This is a genomic window from uncultured Tateyamaria sp., assembly GCF_947503385.1.
Classification (GTDB): Bacteria; Pseudomonadota; Alphaproteobacteria; order Rhodobacterales; family Rhodobacteraceae; genus Tateyamaria.
In genome coordinates this window covers 282595-295629 of record NZ_CANNDO010000002.1, presented here as the reverse complement: position 1 = coordinate 295629, position 13035 = coordinate 282595, and the positions used below count along the sequence as shown (strand labels likewise).

Here is a 13035-nt window from a genome sequence, read left to right as displayed (position 1 = left end):
CGACACCCTGCCACTCACGTGAGGGCCAGCGCGACTTGGGGTTGCGCTGGCCTTTTTCGTGGACCCAGCCGCTCCACCCGCGCCGAAGTGCGGAAGTGCGGAAGTGCTGGACCCCACCTGCCAGCACTTTTATCTCTGTCATCAAACCCAACGCTGAGAGGGTCGCCGTGACCGCAGAGATCGATATCGACGCCTTGACCGCAGATCAGGCCGCGCAGGAACTGGAGCGTCTGTCAAAACTGCTTGATGCCGCAAACCGCGCTTACCATACCGAAGACGCCCCCGAGATTTCGGATGCAGAATACGACCATCTCAAACGGCGCAACGCAGCAATCGAAGAGCGGTTTCCGAACCTCAAACGCAGCGACAGCCCCAGCGAACAAGTGGGCGCGGCCCCGGCAGACGGCTTTTCCAAGGTCACCCACGCGGTCGCGATGCTGTCGCTGGGCAATGCATTCGACGACTCGGATGTTGCGGATTTTGACGGGCGCGTGCGCAAATACCTTGGTCTGAACGCCGAAGACGGGCTTGCCTACACCGCAGAGCCAAAGATTGACGGGCTGTCCCTGTCGCTGCGCTATGAGGCGGGCAAGCTGGTGCAGGCCGCAACGCGCGGCGATGGAGCGGTGGGGGAGAATGTCACCGCCAATGCGCGCACCATCGCGGACATCCCTCAGGATCTTGACGGGGCGCCGGATGTTCTGGAGGTGCGCGGCGAGGTCTACATGTCGCACGAAGACTTCGAAGCGCTGAACACCCGGCAGGAAAACGCCAACCAGAAAACCTTTGCCAACCCGCGCAACGCTGCCGCCGGATCACTGCGCCAGCTGGACGCCGAAATCACCCGTGCGCGGCCACTTCGGTTTTTTGCATATGCGTGGGGGGCATTGTCGGCACCACTGGCAGAAACACAAAAAGGCGCCATCGACCGGCTCGCGCAACTCGGTTTTCAGACCAATCCGCTCACCGCGTTGTGCGAATCTCCTGACCAGATGATTGCGCATTACCGCAAAATCGAATCTCAAAGGGCCATCTTGGGCTATGATATCGACGGTGTCGTCTACAAGGTGAACAACCTTGCGTTGCAAAGCCGCCTCGGCTTCCGCTCGACCACACCCCGCTGGGCCATCGCGCACAAGTTCCCGGCAGAGTTGGCGTGGACCCGCCTTGAGGCGATTGACATTCAGGTTGGGCGGACCGGCGCGTTAAGCCCCGTGGCCCGTCTGACCCCCGTAACTGTGGGCGGTGTGGTGGTGTCGAATGCCACGCTGCACAACGAGGATTACATCTCAGGCCGGGACAACAAGGGCGAGACGATCCGCGACGGCAAGGACATCCGCGTGGGCGACTGGGTGCAGGTTTACCGCGCAGGCGACGTGATACCCAAAGTGGCCGATGTGGATTTGTCGAAACGCCCCGAACGTGCGCAGCCGTACCAAATGCCTGACCTTTGTCCTGAATGTCACAGCGCGGCGATCCGCGAGCCGGGCGACGCGATCCGGCGTTGTACGGGTGGTCTGATCTGTCCGGCGCAGGCAGTGGAAAAGCTAAAACACTTCGTCGGCCGGGCAGCCTTCGACATCGAAGGGCTGGGCGCAAAGCAAGTCGAACAGTTCTACGCCGACGGCTGGATCGCAGAGCCTGCCGATATCTTTGCCCTTCGCGACCGATACGGGCAGGGAATGCAGCAGCTCAAGAACCGTGAGGGCTGGGGTGAGAAATCGGCGACCAACTTGTTTGATGCGATCGACGAAAAGCGCCAGATCGGTCTGGCCCGCGTGATCTTTGGCCTTGGCATTCGCCATGTGGGCGAGGCCGCAGCGAACTTGCTGGCCATACATTACGGCAGCTGGGATGCCTTCAGCACGGCCATGCGCACAGCCGAGGAGGGCAATGCGGCGTGGGACGATCTGATATCCATCGACGGGGTTGGCGGCGTCATGGCGCGCGCGCTCGCCACCACGTTCAACCAAGAGGCGGAGATTGCCAGCATCGACCGGCTTGTCGCGCAGTTGCAAATCGAAAAGGCGGCACGCCCGGACACCGATGGCAGCCCCGTGGCGGGCAAGACCGTCGTCTTTACCGGCACACTGGAAAAGATGACCCGCGCCGAGGCCAAGGCGCGTGCCGAGGCTCTTGGCGCCAAGGTGTCCGGCTCCGTCAGCGCAAAAACCGACCTGCTGGTCGCTGGACCGGGTGCGGGGTCCAAGGCAAAGAAAGCGGCAGAACTGGGCATCGAGACGCTGGATGAGGACGGCTGGCTGGACCTGATCGGCGCCTCATGAGCCGTCCCGAGATCCTGTTTCCGCTTTTTGCGGCGCTGGACACGCTCACAGGCGTTGGCCCCAAAACCGCGCAGCATTTTGAGGCGCTTGGCGTTGCCGCCCCGCGCGACCTGCTGTTCACTTTGCCCCAATCCGGTGTCGACCGGGCGCTGCGCGACACGGTGCAGGGGGCGGCCTATCCCACAACGATCACGGTCAAGGTGCGCGTCGGTCCGCACACGCCCGCGCGGTCGCGCGGCGGCGCCTATCGCATCCATGTCGAGGATGCGCACACGAGCTTTCAGCTCGTGTTTTTTCACGGGCGCAGTGACTATCTGCAAAAGGTGCTGCCAACCGGGTCTGAGCGCATTGTGTCCGGCAAGGTGGAAATGTTTGATGGCATCGCCAACATGGTCCACCCGGACCATATCCTGCCCGTCGAAGAGGCCGGGGATATTCCGCCCTTCGAGCCGGTCTACCCGCTGACCTCAGGCATAACGCAAAAGACGATGTGGAAGGCCACGCGCAGCACGCTGGACCGCGTGCCTGATCTGGCGGAATGGATTGACCCCGCCCAAGTGGCGCTAGCAGGCTGGCCTGATTTCGGCGCAGCGGTGACGGCCGCGCACAATCCGCAAAGCCAAGAGGATCTGGCCGCCACCGCCCCCGCACGTACGCGTCTGGCCTATGACGAGTTGATGGCGCACCAGCTCACCTTGGCACTGGCCCGCGCGTCCGAACGGCGGGTGTCGGGCGTGGCGTCTCAGGGGACAGGCGCGTTGCAGGCGCGGGTGCGCGCGGCGTTGCCCTATACGCTGACGGGGGCGCAGGAACGCGCCGTCGCGGACATTGCAGCGGATATGGCACAGGACCACAGGATGAACCGGTTGCTGCAAGGCGATGTGGGTGCGGGCAAGACGCTTGTCGCGTTCATGGCGCTGCTGATCGCCGTCGAAGCAGGCGGGCAGGGCGTCATGATGGCCCCGACAGAAATCCTCGCCCGTCAGCACCTTGAGGGATTGCAACCGCTGGCCGAAGAGGCGGGCGTGGTTCTGGAATTGCTCACAGGCCGGGACAAGGGGGCGGAACGCCGGTCCAAGCTGGCCGCGCTGGCGCGCGGCGACATTCAGGTTCTGGTAGGCACGCACGCGGTGTTTCAGGCCGATGTCGCATTTGCCGATTTGCGGCTTGCGATTGTCGATGAGCAGCACCGGTTTGGCGTAAGGCAGCGACTGGCGCTGGGGGAAAAGGGGGCTTCGGCGGATGTGCTTGTGATGACCGCCACACCGATCCCGCGCAGTCTGGCGCTCGCGCAGTACGGCGATATGGATGTGTCAGTGCTGGATGAAAAGCCACCCGGGCGCAAACCGATCCAGACGGCGCTGGTCAGCACCGGGCGCATGGACGAAGTCGTGGAGCGGCTGCGGGCTGCGATGGATGACGGGCGACAATGCTATTGGGTCTGCCCGTTGGTCGAAGAAAGCGAGGCGGTCGATCTGACCGCCGCCGAAGAGCGGTTCAAACGTCTGCGCGCCGTTTTGGGTGAGGGGCGCGTGGGGCTGGTCCATGGACAGATGCCCCCGGCGGACAAGGACGCGGCCATGGCCCGCTTTCAGGCTGGCGAAACGGGCGTACTGGTGGCCACAACGGTGATCGAAGTCGGGGTGAACGTGCCCAATGCCACGATCATGGTGATCGAGCGGGCCGAAACCTTTGGGCTTGCGCAGTTGCACCAGTTGAGGGGCCGCGTTGGCCGGGGCGAGGCGGCGTCCACCTGCCTGCTGCTCTATCAGCCGCCCTTGTCCGACACGGGGCGGCGGCGTCTTGAGGTATTGCGAGAGACCGAAGACGGGTTCCGTATCGCCGAAACCGACCTCGAAATGCGGGGGCACGGCGATCTGATCGGAACAGCGCAATCAGGCGTGCCGCGGTTCAAAGTGGCCGATCTGGAGCGGCAGGCGGGGCTGATGGCCATCGCGCAGACCGACGCCCGCAAGTTGTTGGCGGAGGATCCGCATTTGAACACTGCGCGGGGCGAGGCTGCGCGTGTTCTGTTGTGGTTGATGCGGCAGGACGAGGCGATCCGTTTGATTTCAGTGGGTTAGCCACTCGATGCCAAAAAGTTCGCAAATGTTCTTAAAAAGTTCTTTACGCGGGCAGCGCAATATGAGAACAAAGCGGCAACTCGAATGAGGGAGATGCAGAGATGACCACACTTCGCCAGATCAAAGCCATCGCCAATCGCAGCCAGAGCACATTGCTTCAGGATGCGGCAGGGGCGGCTGCGCTGATGGTGATGCTGGTGGTGGGTCTGCACCTGCCTCAACTGATCTGAGTTCTGCCTGCGACCTTGCGTCGATCCGATACGCGCCCGTCCCATTTGGTGCATGACGGCGGCTCTGCCAGCCTCTGTCCCCCGTCTGCCGCGGGGAAATCCGGATCTGTCCCGCGCAAGAGACGCTTTCCTTACGCCGCCATCCCGCCCGGGATGTGCGGCTTTTTTTTTTAACACTGCGGTTTGACCCAAAAGGGACGTCCGGGAACGGTAACACAGTCCCGTCGCGACATCTTACCGATCAGAACGTGTAGGCGAGGCGCAGGCCGCCCCAATGTTTGCCATTGACCCGGATCGGGCAAGACAAGTCTTTCATCATCTTGAAGTCGCCACCCCCCATGTCCCGACGGTAGACCTGCAACAGGAATGGCGCAGTACTCCGTCCCGCCTTGAGGCCCACGCGGTCATCGAAAATGCGCCGATTGCGACAATGGGCGGTGTTCCAGACCGCGTCGTCGGTTTGCGGTTGCGAGAATTTGCGATTGTGCGTGGGCAGATAGCCGTTCACATCCACCGCCGCGCAAAACACGACCTTTGGGTCGAACGCCAGCACCGGTTCCTGAATCGGCGGCAGCAATTGGTCGAACAGGTCAACGTAACCGGTGCGTACCTGTTGAGGCGTTGTGCCGGGAACCGGTTCGTAGGTCCGGTCGAACAGCCGCGCCTCGCTCAGCCGCCCGTTCGACAACGCCTGTTCCAATGTGTCCGAGATTTGCGCGGCGACGCGCTGCACATGTTCGATAAACCGCGCATCCTCTGTCATGCCCCCAAGAGCGGCGGTCGATTGCACCATCTCCTCGGATGTGTCGATCAGGCGCAGGACGCGGCCATGGGCCTGTTCGATCCCCTTCGATGTCTCTGTGATTCCGGCACTGATTTGCGAAAAATTAGGCACGAAATCTTCGACGGCGGCGGACACACGCGCGGCTTCTTCTGCGATCCGCTCGGCCTGGCGCCCGGTGGAGGTGATGGCAATTTCCGTGCGGTTCAGGGCCTGATCGGTTGCGTCGCTTTGCGTCATCACATCAGAGGCGATGTCGGCCACATCGCGCGCCTCGACCCCGAGCGTTCCGATCCAGCTTGTCAGCGCCTCGATATTGGCGGAAATCTGCTCTGCCGCGCTGCGGGTTTTCTGGCTCAGCTCATTGATGGCTTCGGCCACAACCGCGAAACCCTTACCACTCTCACCTGCGCGCGCGGCCTCGATCTTGGCATTGATGGCAAGGGTGTTCACCTGCATCGCGATGGCCGCGATCTGGCTGTTGTTGTTCTTCACCGCTTTGAGGGTTGAACCGACCTCATCGCTGCGCTCACACAAGGCGTGCACCCAGCCAGCAACCTCACGCGACTGCGCACCGAGGTCGCGCACCAGTTGACCGGACGTGGTGACATCCTGCGTGACCGCAGCCGTGTTTTGTCGCAGCGCGTCCGCCGAATCCCGCACAGCACTGTTGGCGTCGACGATCTGGCGCGCGCGCTGTTCCAACGTGCCAAGGGCTGCGCTTTGCCCAAGTGCCTGTTCTTCGACAAGGTCAAGGACACCGGCAATATCAACAACTTCGTGCCCGATGGTGGCAGCCGCGGTGGCGAGCCCGTCCATCTTTTCAATCCGCGGTCTTGTCGCCTGATCGGTCATATCGGGCCCCTCTTGCAGTCTGCTTGGCGCAGAGTGCTAGGCCCGAAACCTTCAGATTTGACTAACCATCAGTCGATGTCAGGCGCAGTCAGACTGCAAGGCCTTTGCCATTGCTTCGGTCGTGGCCTCGATACACAGCAGGATGGAGGCGTGGCGGTTTTTGTAATCACGCGCAGGCTCAAGCACTTCGAACCCGTCAAAAGGCGCGGCAGGCACGGGGCCACCGGATTTGAGCATGGCGCGCAACGCGTCGCGCGCGGCGTGCAATTCTTCAAGCGAACGGCCCATCACGGCACCACCTGTCACAGCCGCTGCCGCCTGACCCAAGGCACAGGCCTTGACGTCCTGACCAAAGGCGCTGATGCGGCCATCTTCGACGCAGACATCTACCGTGACGGCGGACCCACATAAGGGCGAGCGTTTCTTGACCGTGGCCAAAGGAGCCTCAAGGCGGCTGTGATGCGGAATGTCCGCCGCAAGCGCCAGAATGCGGTTGGAGTAGAGCTTGATCAGGTCGGTATCGGCCGGCATGGGCGCTGGTCCTCTGGTGTGATCCCCCTTACATAAGCGGCCACCGCGATGATGCAAAAGGGTTTTCGCATGTCTGAACAAAATGTCCCGGTGCCGTTTGACCCGACCCGCCTGCGGTTTGATGCGGGTGGTCTTATTCCGGCGATTGCACAGGACGCCACCTCGGGCGAGGTGCTGATGATGGCATGGATGAATGCCGAGGCGGTGGCCCGCACATTGGCCACAAAGCGGGTGACATACTGGTCGCGGTCGCGTGCCGCCTTTTGGATCAAGGGAGAGACATCCGGGCATGTGCAGGAACTGGTATCGATGGCCGTTGATTGTGACCGGGACTGTCTGCTGGTGCAGGTGAACCAGACGGGACCGGCTTGCCATACGGGGCGGCGCAGCTGTTTTTATACTGATGTGACAGATGGTTCCGAGGTGGAGTTGATGTCGCCCGGCGGCTGACACGCCCTCCGGTTCAGGACGCGGGTGGCAGCGACAAGATCGAACGCATCTGATCAGGCGTGACGCCATCGGCGCGATATTTGGAAATGGCGCGCGCGTCGTCACGTTTGGCCAGCCGCTTGCCTTGGTCGTCGCGGATCAGTTGGTGGTGGTGGTAGCGCGGAGTGGGTAGGTCAAGCAGGTGCTGGAGCAGGACCTGGATCGGGGTGAATGCAAACAGATCCTCGCCGCGGACCACATCCGTAATGCCCTGATCGGCATCGTCGAAGGCGGAGGCGAGGAAATAGGCCACGATGTCTTCGCCCTTGCGGCTGAGGACGATGTCCCCGATCTGCTTCTGCGCCTGATCCATGGTGACTGTGTGGTGCCCTTTGTGCGTGGGGCCGGTTTCCTCAAAGCGCAGATCCGCGTCGCGCAACACGTCAAAGGCGGCGGTGAGGTCGAGGCGGAGTGCATCGTCGGGGTGCCTGCTGTCCATGCCACGACCCCGGCACGTTCCGGGATAGACGGCTGGGATCGCACCCTCTTGCGGCGCGGAGAGGGCGGCCCGTATGTCGGCGCGGCTACAGGAACATGGATAAAGCAGCCCGCGCGCAATCAACGTTTCGATCCGGCTGTTGTAATCCGCGATATGGTCCGATTGCCGGTGCACCGGCCCGTCCCAACGGAGGCCCAGCCACGCCATGTCCTGAAGGATCAACGCCTCCCATTCCGGTTTGCAGCGTTGCAGATCGGTGTCCTCCATCCGCAATAGAAAGCGACCACCGTTTTGGCGCGCCATATCATGGGCGAGGATCGCCGAATAGGCGTGGCCCAGATGCAGGGGGCCCGTCGGCGACGGGGCAAAGCGGGTTGTGAACGTCACGCTTTTTCAAGCACGTAGACTTTGGAGCCGAGGCCAATGCCGGGCAAGTGGGGGCCATGTTCCTTGAACAGCAGGCGCGCTGCGCCACAGTCGGTCCATTCCGCGACGCCGCCTTCGTGTACGGGATCTTCCAGCGCGTGATCATTGAAGGAAAAGACCAGCTTGCCGTCCCGTGGCAGCGCGCGCATCAACTGGTGCAGTACGGTGATCGGTGCCGCGCCTGCTCCGATCACACCGATGGCGGCGATGGCGGTATAGTCCGTGCGCGGCAGGTCCGCGCCAGCCTCGATCTGTTTCAAGTCGCGGTAGACGCCCTTGGTCCCCGCCTCGGTCAGCATCTCTGCGGACAGGTCCACGCCGTCAATGGCATCAAACCCGGCCAATTTCAGCGCAAGCCCGGACAACCCGGTCCCGCATCCAAAGTCAAGTATCGGGGCGGTGAGATCGTTCACGTGAGCCTTGAGTGCGTCAGCACAGCGCGACGGGGTGGCGTATCCGTTTGCGGACACTTCGGCTTCGTAGCTGGCGGCCCAGTCGTCGTAGAGGGCGCGGGTCGATGCGGCGTCGCGGGCCTGATAGGCCTTGTCGAGGAATTTGGTCATACGTGCAGGATAGGCCTGTGACCTTTGTGCCGTCCAGTGGGTGGCGTGGGATGGACTGGGGCGCTGCCCCAGACCCCGTGGTATTTCTGGTCAGAAGAAGATCAGGCTGCTTTCGCTTGAGGAGCGAGCCAGCCGTGCCAGTCGATTTTGGCGCGGTCGGTGTAGGCCTTGTAGCGATCCTTGCGCCCCCGGCGTCCCCCCCGCAGACCTTCGACGGGAGGAAAGAGGCCGAAATTGACGTTCATTGGCTGGAATGTCTTGGCCTCTGCACCGCCGGTGATGTGGGTGATGAGCGCGCCCATCGCTGTGGTGTTTGGTGGGACAGGCAGGTTCTGGCCCATGATCTGCGCTGCGGCCATACGGCCAGCGAGCAGGCCCATCGCTGCGGATTCCACATATCCTTCGACCCCGGTGATCTGGCCCGCGAAGCGGATATGCGGTTTCGAGCGCAGGCGCATGTCGGGCGTGAGCAGTGTCGGACTGTTGAGGAATGTGTTCCGGTGGATGCCGCCAAGCCGTGCAAAGCGCGCATTTTCGAGGCCCGGGATCATCTTGAACACGTCCGCCTGAGCGCCGTATTTCATCTTGGTCTGGAACCCCACGATGTTGAACAAAGTGCCCAGCTTGTTGTCGCGGCGCAGCTGCACCACGGCCCAAGGTTTGACATCCGGCGCATGGGGGTTGGTCAGGCCAACAGGTTTCATGGGGCCGTGGCGCAGCGTCTCTCGCCCGCGTTCGGCCATGACCTCGATCGGCAGGCAACCGTCGAAATAGCCTGCGGTCTCGCCTTCGTGGAATTCGGTCTTGTCTGCGGCCAGCAGGGCATCGATGAACGCCTCGTACTGGTCACGGTCCATGGGGCAGTTGAGATAGGCGGTGCGCTCTTCCTCGGTTTCGCCCTTGTCATAGCGCGACTGCATCCACGCCTGGCTCATGTCGATGCTGTCGGCATAGACGATGGGGGCGATGGCGTCGAAAAAGGCCAGCGCCTCGGCCCCGGTTTCTGCGGCAATGGCCTGTCCCAGTGTCGACGACGTCAGTGGCCCGGTCGCGATAATCCAATGGCCGTCATCCGGCAGGTCGGTGATCTCACCAAAAGCGACGGAAATATTGGGATGTGCCGTCAATGCGTCCGTGACTGATTGGGCAAAGTTGTCCCGGTCCACCGCCAATGCACCACCGGCAGGCAGGCGATGCTGGTCTGCCATGGCCATGATCAAACCATCTGCCGCACGCATTTCCCAATGCAGCAGGCCCACGGCGTTCTGTTCGCTGTCATCGGAGCGAAAGGAGTTGGAACATACCATTTCACCCAGCAGGCCCGTCTGGTGGGCAAAGGTGCCGACCTTTGGCCTCATCTCGTGAATGACGACGTCAATGCCCAGCTGTGCCGCTTGCCACGCCGCTTCGGACCCGGCCATGCCACCGCCCACGATATGTAATGTCTTGTCCATGCGCGCCATGTAGGCCACCGCGCCGCGCCGCGCAATCATTGCCGCAGATGACAAAGATCAATCGGCGCGCGACGCGTGCGGTTAAGTACACCCCTGTATCAAGAATGGAGAATACGATGAAACGCGCATTGCTTTGCTTGTGTCTGGCCGCACTCGGGGTGCTTGCCGCTTGCGAGACCCCTGACACCTACCCGGTATCCGGAGAGGCCTGCGCGCCGGATGATCCGGTCAAGGATCTGAGCGCCGAAAACTGCACGCCGCCCGTATAGGTGTCGGCACGCGCCGCAGGTCTGCGCATTTGAGTTGGGACGCTGTTGGGGATTTTTGGGGTCGCCGCGGCGGTAGGTCGGTCAGAGAGAGGCTGACCTGGAGGGACCTGAGGACCTGCGGCGACCCAAATCGTCATCGGTTGTTAACCGTGCCTCAAATGTGCCCCATTTCCGCCCAATTCGCTAGCGCAGAGTTGGAAACTGTTTGGTGACTGTAACGAAACAACAGGCGGAATCCCTTGGTTTTTCGGCAAAAAACCGCCGAAACCGCCAGCGGAAATCTGCCATTATTGTGACCAGTCTGGCGACCGCTTTTCGATAAATGCGTTAATGCCTTCTTCCGTATCGCGGTGCATCATGTTCTCGACCATGACATCACGGGTCATCTGATAGGCGTCCGCGACAGGCATTTCCATCTGATCGTAATAGGCCGACTTGCCGATTTTCACCGCTGTGGCCAGCTTTGACGCGATGGTGTCGGCCAGCGCCTTGGTGTCTGTCACGAGCGTGTCTTGTGGAACGGCGCGGTTGATGAGCCCCAGTTCGACGGCCCGGTCCGCTTCGATGAAATGCCCGGTGGTCAGCATCTCGAACACGTGCTTGCGCGGGATGTTGCGGCTGAGCGGCACCATCGGGGTGGAACAGAACAATCCGATATTGACCCCGTTCACCCCAAACCGTGTGCCGTGCGCGGCAACGGCCAGATCACAGGTCGCCACCAATTGGCAACCGGCGGCAGTGGCGATGCCATGGACCTGGGCGATGACCGGTTGGGGCAGGGTGCGGATGCGGGTCATGACCCCGGTGCACCGATCAAAAAGATCCGTGAAATATGCGCGCCCGCCATCCTCGACCTGCCGTCCGGCTGTCATCTGCTTTAGGTCATGGCCCGCGCAAAACGCCTTGCCTGCGCCGGACAGAATGACAGCCCGAACGGACGTATCCGCCGCGATATCGTCAAGCGCTTCGTGCAGCGTTGCCAGCATTTCATCAGACAACGCATTCAGCCGTTCGGGTGCGTTCATTGTCAGATGCGCCACCGCATCGGTGACCTGACGTTCCAGAAGTGCCATCTTGTCCTCCCGCATATTTGCGGCCAACCCTAGGGCAGCATTAGGGGAAGGGAAAGCATGTCGCTTGTCATGACAGCCGATGATTTGAACCAATTTCTCGAGACGGTATTTCTCGAGGTTGCGGGTGAATTTCATGTGGAAGAGGTGAGCGAGGATCAGGTGGTTCTGCGCTTGAATGTCTCGGACAAGCACCTGCGGCCCGGCGGCACCGTGTCAGGGCCCGCGATGTTCGGGCTTGCAGATGTGACGGCCTATGTGGCGACGCTGGCGCAGATCGGGCCGCGTGCGCTGGCCGTAACAACGAATTGTTCCATCGACTTTATGCGGAAACCGGCTGCGGGGGTGGATTTGCTGGGCACCGGGCGGGTGTTGAAGCTGGGCAAACAGCTTTCTGTGACAGATGTATTGATACATTCCGAAGGCATGGACAAACCGGTGGCGCGCGCCAGCCTGACCTATGCCATTCCGCCACGCGGGTCGGCGGCAGACGTGACCATGTGATGACTGGCATGGTCTGGGATACAGTGCGGTTCGACAGCCTGCCGCCGGATCGCATGGCCGCGCTCGAAGCGCTGGTGGGCCCGCCGGATGGGTGGACGGCACGGCGTGACCTGCAATTGCGTCTGCTGGCTGAACTGGGGCTGCGGTCCGACCATAGTTTTCTCGATCTGGGATGCGGCCCGCTCAGGGCCGGGCTGCCGCTGATCGCAACACTGGCGCCGGGGCAATATACGGGCATCGACGTTGACGCAGATTGTATTGCCGGTGCGCGCGCGCTGGTGTCAGAGTTCAACCTTGAAAACCGGACGCCGCGCATCGTCCAGAGCGCCACATTCGGTGCGGATGAAATCCCAGATGAGGTGCGTTTTGACAGGATATGGGCGTTTCAGGTGTTCATCCATCTGACCGAACCGTTGGTCAAAGCGGGGTTCGCGGCGCTTGGTAAGCGGTTGGCGGATCAGGGTGAGGCGTGGATAACCTTGCGAATTCAAGATGATGCGCCCGGGTTCGAAGTGACCGGCGCTTGGCGTGACGTCTATGCCATCAATCACGCGCCGCTGTCCTATTTTGCCGGGTTGGCGGCGGATAATGGTCTGTCGCTGACCCGTCTGGGCCGATTTGATGGGCGGACAAAGACGGGGTGGCTGGCCGATGACGCCCCCCAGGCCGGGCCGGTCACGCAAGTGATGGTGGCGCTGCGGCGCACATTCTGAAAGCCCAATGAAAAAACGGCCGGGACAGGCCCGGCCGCAAGGAAGAGATCTGGCGGTGCCACGGGGATGTCACATCCGCCAGAACACCCGCCGAGATTCCGTATCAGCCTCGGCGCGTGTCAGTCCCACGTCGCGCAACAGATGGTCTGGCAAATCCTTGAGCGCCAGACGCGAGCGGCGATGCATGGCCCATTTCGACAGCAGGACCGCCACGCGCACTGCCACGACCGAGGCGACCGGAATGCGGTTCTGAGCCGTCAGGTATGCAAGGTGGGTTGCGGGGGATTGGATCTGCTGTGCCATGGGAAATCTCCTAAATTGTATTGACACAATATGGCGGTA

The 13035-nt window shown here is 62.0% G+C and carries 14 protein-coding genes; 7 read left to right on the top strand and 7 right to left on the bottom strand.

Annotated features, from left to right (window positions below; genetic code table 11):
* Positions 1 to 167 precede the first annotated feature (167 nt).
* The 3 genes from ligA to Q1A85_RS07355 all read left to right on the top strand — a co-directional run bounded on the left by ligA (position 168) and on the right by Q1A85_RS07355 (position 4599).
* A complete protein-coding gene (gene ligA, locus Q1A85_RS07365) occupies positions 168 to 2285 on the top strand; it encodes an NAD-dependent DNA ligase LigA (RefSeq protein WP_299686880.1) in 2118 nt (705 codons plus the stop codon).
* Positions 2282 to 4369 (top strand): ATP-dependent DNA helicase RecG, encoded by a 2088-nt coding sequence (gene recG / locus Q1A85_RS07360; RefSeq protein WP_299686878.1) that lies wholly within the window; start codon positions 2282 to 2284, stop codon positions 4367 to 4369. Before ligA ends, recG begins: the two co-directional genes overlap by 4 nt.
* A 101-nt stretch (positions 4370 to 4470) precedes the next feature.
* Positions 4471 to 4599 (top strand): hypothetical protein, encoded by a 129-nt coding sequence (locus tag Q1A85_RS07355; protein WP_299686876.1) that lies wholly within the window; start codon positions 4471 to 4473, stop codon positions 4597 to 4599.
* 241 nt (positions 4600 to 4840) lie between these two features.
* Here the strand turns inward: Q1A85_RS07355 and Q1A85_RS07350 are convergent, their stop codons facing one another.
* Together Q1A85_RS07350 and Q1A85_RS07345 are read right to left on the bottom strand one after the other, a co-directional pair.
* A complete protein-coding gene (locus Q1A85_RS07350) occupies positions 4841 to 6235 on the bottom strand; it encodes a methyl-accepting chemotaxis protein (RefSeq protein ID WP_299686874.1) in 1395 nt (464 codons plus the stop codon).
* A gap of 78 nt (positions 6236 to 6313) precedes the next feature.
* Positions 6314 to 6766 (bottom strand): iron-sulfur cluster assembly scaffold protein, encoded by a 453-nt coding sequence (locus Q1A85_RS07345; protein WP_299686872.1) that lies wholly within the window; start codon positions 6764 to 6766, stop codon positions 6314 to 6316.
* A 90-nt stretch (positions 6767 to 6856) separates the two neighbouring features.
* Between Q1A85_RS07345 and hisI the strand changes: the two genes are divergently transcribed.
* Positions 6857 to 7216 carry a phosphoribosyl-AMP cyclohydrolase gene (gene hisI / locus Q1A85_RS07340; protein ID WP_299688549.1) on the top strand — a complete coding sequence of 120 codons (360 nt, stop codon included), beginning with the start codon at positions 6857 to 6859 and terminating at the stop codon, positions 7214 to 7216.
* 13 nt (positions 7217 to 7229) lie between these two features.
* Here hisI and gluQRS read toward each other — a convergent pair whose 3' ends face one another.
* From gluQRS to trmFO, 3 genes are all read right to left on the bottom strand, one after another.
* Positions 7230 to 8081, bottom strand: a complete 852-nt coding sequence (gene gluQRS, locus Q1A85_RS07335) for a tRNA glutamyl-Q(34) synthetase GluQRS (protein ID WP_299686870.1) — start codon at positions 8079 to 8081, stop codon at positions 7230 to 7232.
* Positions 8078 to 8683: a methyltransferase domain-containing protein gene (locus tag Q1A85_RS07330; protein ID WP_299686869.1), complete on the bottom strand. Its 606-nt coding sequence runs from the start codon at positions 8681 to 8683 to the stop codon at positions 8078 to 8080. The genes gluQRS and Q1A85_RS07330 overlap by 4 nt, the downstream gene beginning before the upstream one ends.
* Positions 8684 to 8784: 101 nt before the next feature.
* The gene (trmFO, locus tag Q1A85_RS07325) at positions 8785 to 10137 is read right to left on the bottom strand and encodes a methylenetetrahydrofolate--tRNA-(uracil(54)-C(5))-methyltransferase (FADH(2)-oxidizing) TrmFO (RefSeq protein ID WP_299686867.1); all 1353 of its coding nucleotides are present in this window, start codon (positions 10135 to 10137) and stop codon (positions 8785 to 8787) included.
* A 116-nt stretch (positions 10138 to 10253) separates the two neighbouring features.
* Here trmFO and Q1A85_RS07320 point away from each other — a divergent pair, with 116 nt between their 5' ends.
* Positions 10254 to 10406, top strand: a complete 153-nt coding sequence (locus tag Q1A85_RS07320; protein WP_299686865.1) for a hypothetical protein — start codon at positions 10254 to 10256, stop codon at positions 10404 to 10406.
* A gap of 287 nt (positions 10407 to 10693) precedes the next feature.
* Here the strand turns inward: Q1A85_RS07320 and Q1A85_RS07315 are convergent, their stop codons facing one another.
* The gene (locus Q1A85_RS07315) at positions 10694 to 11494 is read right to left on the bottom strand and encodes an enoyl-CoA hydratase (protein WP_299686863.1); all 801 of its coding nucleotides are present in this window, start codon (positions 11492 to 11494) and stop codon (positions 10694 to 10696) included.
* A 42-nt stretch (positions 11495 to 11536) separates the two neighbouring features.
* Between Q1A85_RS07315 and Q1A85_RS07310 the strand changes: the two genes are divergently transcribed.
* Positions 11537 to 11980 (top strand): PaaI family thioesterase, encoded by a 444-nt coding sequence (locus Q1A85_RS07310; protein WP_299686861.1) that lies wholly within the window; start codon positions 11537 to 11539, stop codon positions 11978 to 11980.
* Complete coding sequence (locus Q1A85_RS07305; protein ID WP_299686859.1) at positions 11980 to 12693, top strand: class I SAM-dependent methyltransferase; 714 nt, start codon at positions 11980 to 11982, stop codon at positions 12691 to 12693. Before Q1A85_RS07310 ends, Q1A85_RS07305 begins: the two co-directional genes overlap by 1 nt.
* Before the next feature lie 69 nt (positions 12694 to 12762).
* Here the strand turns inward: Q1A85_RS07305 and Q1A85_RS07300 are convergent, their stop codons facing one another.
* Positions 12763 to 12996 (bottom strand): DUF1127 domain-containing protein, encoded by a 234-nt coding sequence (locus Q1A85_RS07300; RefSeq protein WP_299686857.1) that lies wholly within the window; start codon positions 12994 to 12996, stop codon positions 12763 to 12765.
* Between the last annotated feature and the right edge of the window lie 39 nt (positions 12997 to 13035).

Coding starts and splice junctions, on each gene's coding strand:
- Q1A85_RS07305 (WP_299686859.1), top strand. CDS start 11,980: ATGACTGGCATGGTCTGGGATACAGTGCGGTTCGACAGCCTGCCGCCG.
- Q1A85_RS07310 (WP_299686861.1), top strand. CDS start 11,537: ATGTCGCTTGTCATGACAGCCGATGATTTGAACCAATTTCTCGAGACG.
- recG (WP_299686878.1), top strand. CDS start 2,282: ATGAGCCGTCCCGAGATCCTGTTTCCGCTTTTTGCGGCGCTGGACACG.
- Q1A85_RS07330 (WP_299686869.1), bottom strand. CDS start 8,683: ATGACCAAATTCCTCGACAAGGCCTATCAGGCCCGCGACGCCGCATCG.
- Q1A85_RS07315 (WP_299686863.1), bottom strand. CDS start 11,494: ATGCGGGAGGACAAGATGGCACTTCTGGAACGTCAGGTCACCGATGCG.
- trmFO (WP_299686867.1), bottom strand. CDS start 10,137: ATGGACAAGACATTACATATCGTGGGCGGTGGCATGGCCGGGTCCGAA.
- Q1A85_RS07345 (WP_299686872.1), bottom strand. CDS start 6,766: ATGCCGGCCGATACCGACCTGATCAAGCTCTACTCCAACCGCATTCTG.
- Q1A85_RS07350 (WP_299686874.1), bottom strand. CDS start 6,235: ATGACCGATCAGGCGACAAGACCGCGGATTGAAAAGATGGACGGGCTC.
- Q1A85_RS07300 (WP_299686857.1), bottom strand. CDS start 12,996: ATGGCACAGCAGATCCAATCCCCCGCAACCCACCTTGCATACCTGACG.
- Q1A85_RS07355 (WP_299686876.1), top strand. CDS start 4,471: ATGACCACACTTCGCCAGATCAAAGCCATCGCCAATCGCAGCCAGAGC.
- Q1A85_RS07320 (WP_299686865.1), top strand. CDS start 10,254: ATGAAACGCGCATTGCTTTGCTTGTGTCTGGCCGCACTCGGGGTGCTT.